We start from the raw sequence: 6,031 nt of genomic DNA, 5'->3' as shown, positions 1-6,031 counted from the left end.
GCTCAAAGGGTACAGCGGCAAGGAGTTCAATTCTGCGGTTTCCGAATTCACGGTGCAGTACCCTGATGTAACAGTGGAGGTCACACACGGAAATCACGATGCTCTTTATGCACTTCTGCGGAATGGTGAACTTGATATTGTCTTGAACGACCAGCGCAGGGCGTTCTCGGACGAGTATGTGAACATCGTGCTTGACATCAGAGAGTATTATGCTGAGATATCGGCAAATTCCCCCCTTGCACAGCTTGACGAGGTTGAGATAAGCGACCTCAAAAACACGCCGCTGATACTCCTTTCCTCTCCCGAACAGCAGGAAACGGAACGCAGTTTTTATGCCAATGACTTAGGCTTCAAAAGCGAGATATACTTCACGGAATACATTGACGATGCGCTTATGCAGGTCATTCAGGGAAATGGATTTATGCCCATCGAGGGCAGTGGAGATGCGGTGCAGACCACCACAAAAGCGGTGCGGCTGCTGCGGAACGGCAAGCCGATCATCAGGCGGTACTGTGCGTTTATGAAAGCGGACAATCCCAAAAAACATACCAACGAATTTATCGAAATACTTAAAAAGCAGTTTTGAGTTCAACACGAACAGGAGGAAATAAAATGGAATACGAGAAGGGTTATGTATACGACCTGATGGATAAGGGAGGTCCAACAAAAGTTACTGAACCTTACTTCAAAGAAGCAGTCGATGAAATGATGAGGGCGAGAGTGCTGTGCGCAAAAGCGAATGCTGTTCTTCCCGATGATATGTCGTATGTGGGCTATCTTGAAGAACTGTTCGGGCGCAAACTCGATGATGTACGTATACTCACTCCGTTTACCTGTGATTTCGGCAACCGTGTGAAGTTCGGAAAGAATGTGTTTATAAATCACTCGGCAATTCTTTCGGCATCGGGCGGCATCGAATTTGAGGACGGCGTAATGGCTGCACCGGGACTGAGGATAGCAACTATCAATCACGATATGTACGACCGTCACACCACCTATACCTACGGCAAAGTCACGGTCGGTAAAAATGCGTGGCTCGGTATGGGCTGTACGATCTGTCCAGGCGTGACCATTGGCAGATATGCTGTCGTAGCGGCAGGTGCAGTTGTCACTAAAGATGTTCCCGACTACGCGGTGGTCGGCGGTGTGCCTGCAAAGGTCATCAAAATGCTTGACTCTGAGCGGATGAAGGATTAAGGAGGTCTGTGTATGAAAAAAATGATAGCTGTCATAGTTTCTGCACTTTTCATGGCACTGGGTATGACCGCCTGCGGAAGCGGCGAGCCTGCCTCTGCACCCAGCGTTGCTGAAAATGACAAGGCGGCAGTGCAGGAAAAGCTGAACAGGCAGGACAGCAAAACCGATGAAACAAAAGCCGATGATAAGCAGTCTGATGAAAGTACCGTTACAACGCAGGCTGATACAGAAACTCCGACAGAAAGTGACGGCAAGAATATCCTTGTGGCGTATTTTTCCAGAGCCGACGAGAACTACAATGTCGGCACGATAGATGTGGGCAATACTCAAATTGTGGCAGAGTATATCGCAAGTGAGGTCGGTGCGGACAGCTTTCATATCGAAACTGTAACGCCCTATCCTGCGGATTATGACGAATGCTGTGATGTGGCAAAGCAGGAACTTGCCGACAAAGCACGCCCCGAAATTCAGGGCGGTGTGGAGAATATGGAGCAGTACGACATCGTGTTCTTAGGTTACCCGATATGGTGGGGCGATATGCCGATGGCGGTCTATACTTTTATGGACAGCTGCGACTTTTCCGACAAGGTAGTTATCCCGTTCAACACCCATGAGGGAAGCGGCGAATCGGGAACATATTCTGCGATAGCAAGCTATCTGCCGAATGCACAGGTGCTTGACGGCATGGCGATACAAGGCAAAACAGCGCAGAAATTCAGTTCCGATACACAGCAGGCTGTACGTGACTGGCTTGACGGCTTAGGCTTTTAATATAACATAAAAACGGCGGTCCTGTGACGGATCGCCGTTTTGTTGCTTGTATAAGATCAGAATCAGCGCGGTACACGTTGTCCGAAGAACTTGTGTTTATTCAGTTCGCTGTCAAGATACTCACGCAGTTCCTTCAAGCAGCTGTCTGAACTGCTTCTCGTTATCCTTAAGACAAACAAGGAAATAATGTACTTCCGCTTCTTCATCGGTAATGGGCACCTCGACACGTTCGGCGCTTTTTCCCAGAAACGCATTTGCGGTGTCTGTACTGAATGTGGGAAGGACCGAAGCATTGATTATCTCATCGAAAGTAGTGCGGTCATTTTGTATCAGAAATCTGGAATGTGGCATCTTTCTGACCGTCATATCATGCCAGAACCCTATCTCTGACATCAGCAGGAAACTCTCACCGTCAAGTTCGGAAAAGCTGAGCGTCGTTTTATTGGCAAGCCTGTGGGTCGGCGGCAGCGAGAAAAACAGCTTTTCCGTTCCGCAGGCGCTGCTGATGTAGTGCTTGTTTTCGGGCTTAAAATGCAGCACGATCAGCTGATACTGCCCATTGTGCAGACCCTCCAGCAGTTCGGTTTCATCTGCAATCTCGGTCTTTATCGTCATTGTCGGGTATAGCTGCGACAGCAGAGGTGTCAGTTTCCAGATGGGTGCAGGGGCACAGACCCCCAGTGATATGGTTTTTCTGCTGCGGTCAAAGTCACGCACCTGTTTTGCGATGCTGTCTATCTCGGATATGGCTTTCTCGGCAAGTTCGGCGGTCAGTACGCCATTTTCGTTCAGTTCCAGCTTATTGCGGCTGCGCACGAACAGCGGCACGCCTATCTCATCCTCCAGCTTTCTCATATTTCGGCTAAGTGCAGGCTGTGAGAGGTACAGCCTTTCGGCTGCCTCGGAAAGTGTGCCGTATTCTTTGAATGCGACAAGCTGCCGCATAAGATATAATTCCGGCATTAGTATCACCTCAGTATAAGTTTGGTTTATAGAAGTATGTTATTTCGGCATTGTACATCTCAATAATAATATGCTATAATATGGTCATAACAGGATATCTGCTTATATTATAACACAAGTCAGTATCAAAATCAACCCAAAAGGAGGTGTGCTGTTTGCTATGACGGAAAGAAAATTCCTGACTGTATTCTTTTCATGGGGCGGCAATACACGAAAAGCCGCCGGACTCATCGCTGAAACAACAGGCGGTGATATGTTTGAACTAAGACCTGAAAAGGCATACTCGAAGATATACCCGATATGTGCGGCACAGGCGAAAAAAGAGCGTGACAAGGACGCAAGACCTCCATTTTCAGGCGGCATTGCTGATATATCGCAGTACACCGATATCGTGCTGGGCTACCCCGCGTGGTGGTATACCTGTCCCATGATCGTTCTGAGATTTCTTGAACAGTATGACCTGACAGGCAAGAATGTCTATCTCTTCAATACTCACGGCGGCAGCGGCGCTGTGGGCACTGACGACATAAAGAAGCTGTGCAGGGGAAATGTTCACAAAAGCATTGACGGGAATCATCTGACAGAAACTTATGTCAGAGAATGGCTGGAACTTTAACACAAGGAGGATATGAAAATGTACTTAGAAAAAATCAATGGACCTTCCGATATAAAAAAGCTGGAGGTATCACAGCTAAAGACACTTGCAGACGAAACAAGAGCCGCACTCATCAACAAGATAAGCAAGGCGGGCGGACATCAGGGACCGAACCTCGGCGTGGTGGAACTGACAGTGGCACTACACTATGTGTTCGACTCACCAAAAGACAAGATAGTATTTGACGTTTCACACCAGTGCTATCCGCACAAGATATTGACAGGCAGAAAGGAAGCCTTTCTGGACGATGCACACTTCCATGATGTGACGGGCTATACCAACCCCAACGAGAGCGAACATGATATGTTCATCGTAGGTCATACTTCGACCTCTGTTTCTCTTGCACTGGGACTTGCCAAAGGACGTGACCTGAATAAGGGCAGTGAGAATATCATCGCACTTATCGGTGACGGTTCACTTTCGGGCGGCGAGGCGCTGGAAGCGCTGGACTATGCAGGCGAGTATGATAAAAACCTTATAATCATCGTCAACGACAACGACCAGAGTATCGCTGAAAATCACGGCGGACTCTACAAAACGCTGAAAAAACTCCGTGAGTCGAACGGCACTGCCGAAGATAATCTCTTCTGTGCGATGGGGCTTGATTACCGCTATCTTGATGACGGTCACGATACTGCAAAGCTGGTAGAACTGTTTGAAAGCGTGAAAGGCATCGACCACCCTGTTGTACTGCATATCCATACCATCAAGGGCAAGGGTCTGCCATATGCTGAAAAAGACCGTGAAAGCTGGCACGCAGGCGGACCTTTCCACGTTGAGGACGGCTCTCCGATATACCCTGATGAGGGCGGCGAAAATGTGGTGTTCAACTGCCTGAAAGAACTGCTGGATACCAACGAAAATGCAATTGTTCTGAACGCCGCAACTCCTATGGGACTTGGCTTTGTGCAGGGTGTCCGTGAGGAATATGTTGAGCGTGGGCAGTTCATTGATGTTGGCATCGCTGAGGAAAATGCAGTCGCTATGGCAGGCGGTATCGCACGAAACGGCGGTACAGCGGTGTTCGGCACATTCGCTCCTTTCTTCCAGAGAACTTACGATCAGATGTCACACGATGTCTGCCTGAATAACAGCCCTGCGACTTTCCTTATCCTCAGTCCGGGCGCATACGGAATGAATTCCAATACTCACATCGCGCTCTGCGATATACAGATGTTTGCGCATATCTCAAATCTCATTTATCTTGCACCTGCAAGCAACGAGGAATTTACGCAGATGTTCCGTTATGCGACAACGCAGAAGGAACACCCTGTTGCTATCAGGGTAGTTGGCAATCTGAAATCAACAGGTGTCGCTGACGATACCGATTATTCCGTTCTGAAAAACAAGATAGAACGCAGGGGCGGCAAGGTCGCACTCATTGCAGTGGGCGGACTTGTTCCAATGGCGCTGGAGGTCGCTGACAAGGTGAAGGCAAATACAGGCGTTGAAATTACGGTCATTGATCCGAGATTTGTCAGCGGTGTAGACAAGGAACTGCTGAACGAACTGAAAGCAGATCACAGCCTTGTTATCACGATCGAGGACGGTGAGGTAATGGGCGGCTACGGACAGAATATCGCGGCATTCTACGGAGATAGTGAAATGCGTGTCCACTGTCACGGTATTTCAAAGGCATTCCACACTGAATTCAAGGCAGAGGAACTGCTGGACGCTCACGGTATTTCCGTTGATAAGCTGACCGCTGAGATCACTGATTCGCTGAAGTGATGATATGCCTCACGGAATTTTATATTATGACTATCCCTTTAGCACACTATAGCAATCCGCCTTAAAATTCAGACAAAATCCAGTCACAAAACCCATAAATCCTAGCTTTTGCGACTGGATTTTGTGAATTTAAACAGTTGGATTGCTATAGCTGAAAATGCTGTAAACAAAAGGATAATTGAGCGCCCGTACGCCAACCACCTTAAGTTCTGTAAAACCGCCGTTTTTGTGGTGTGTCAGCGGGATAACCACGTTTTATATTGAGGATCTATAAGGATATTTTTGAATTATCAAACTCCTGTTTTAGTGTTTTTCATGTTGTATTTTCATCCCCAATGCAGAGCCGCACCGGCTCTGCATTTTTTGTCCGTTTCAAAATTTCACACAACATTTGTATGGGGCTTTGACTGTTCATATCTACTATCTCCACTTAAAATACGCGGGATTTAATGATTGCCTATAACATCACTTGCTTTAACCTATCTACCGTAAAATCTGAGTTTTTTGGCATGTTTTTTTGTGGAGTTTACAGATTGTTCATGGAAATTCTCCCTCTTGCATTGTTTAAACACGGGATCTCTGCCCATGATGACGGTGATTTTAGAGGGTGGATCTCTCGGAAATGGGATTGATTTTTGGAGTGTGGAGTGATATAATGAAAAGGTAGAATTATGTTTTATAATCGGCTATAATTTATCAAGAAATGGGAGTGAG

At 47.3% G+C, this 6,031-nt stretch carries 6 protein-coding genes; 5 read left to right on the top strand and 1 reads right to left on the bottom strand.

The features are described from left to right. The 3 genes from CUS_RS09045 to CUS_RS09035 form a co-directional block, all read left to right on the top strand. Positions 1-586 (top strand): LysR family transcriptional regulator substrate-binding protein (locus CUS_RS09045; protein WP_002849838.1); only part of this gene is annotated, 586 nt, incomplete at its 5' end. Between the two features lie 26 nt (positions 587-612). Further along, positions 613-1,197: a DapH/DapD/GlmU-related protein gene (locus CUS_RS09040; protein WP_002849836.1), complete on the top strand. Its 585-nt coding sequence runs from the start codon at positions 613-615 to the stop codon at positions 1,195-1,197. Between the two features lie 12 nt (positions 1,198-1,209). Continuing rightward, entirely contained in the window at positions 1,210-1,968 is a 759-nt protein-coding gene (locus CUS_RS09035; protein WP_002849834.1) for a flavodoxin, read from the top strand. A 120-nt stretch (positions 1,969-2,088) separates the two neighbouring features. On the opposite strand, the gene CUS_RS09030 is transcribed toward CUS_RS09035, so the two are convergent. Further along, positions 2,089-2,931, bottom strand: a complete 843-nt coding sequence (locus tag CUS_RS09030; RefSeq protein ID WP_002849837.1) for a LysR family transcriptional regulator — start codon at positions 2,929-2,931, stop codon at positions 2,089-2,091. Positions 2,932-3,091: 160 nt separating this feature from the next. Here CUS_RS09030 and CUS_RS09025 point away from each other — a divergent pair, with 160 nt between their 5' ends. Both CUS_RS09025 and CUS_RS09020 read left to right on the top strand, forming a co-directional pair. Beyond that, positions 3,092-3,547 carry a flavodoxin gene (locus CUS_RS09025; RefSeq protein ID WP_002849833.1) on the top strand — a complete coding sequence of 152 codons (456 nt, stop codon included), beginning with the start codon at positions 3,092-3,094 and terminating at the stop codon, positions 3,545-3,547. A gap of 18 nt (positions 3,548-3,565) precedes the next feature. Further along, on the top strand, positions 3,566-5,317 hold the full coding sequence (locus CUS_RS09020) for a 1-deoxy-D-xylulose-5-phosphate synthase (RefSeq protein WP_002849835.1): 1,752 nt from the start codon (positions 3,566-3,568) through the stop codon (positions 5,315-5,317). Positions 5,318-6,031 lie beyond the last annotated feature (714 nt).

The sequence above is a fragment of the Hominimerdicola alba 8 genome, from assembly GCF_000178155.2.
Lineage (GTDB): Bacteria > Bacillota > Clostridia > Oscillospirales > Ruminococcaceae > Hominimerdicola > Hominimerdicola alba_C.
Note: the sequence above shows the minus strand (reverse complement) of the source record. Positions and strands in the feature narration are given on the sequence as shown.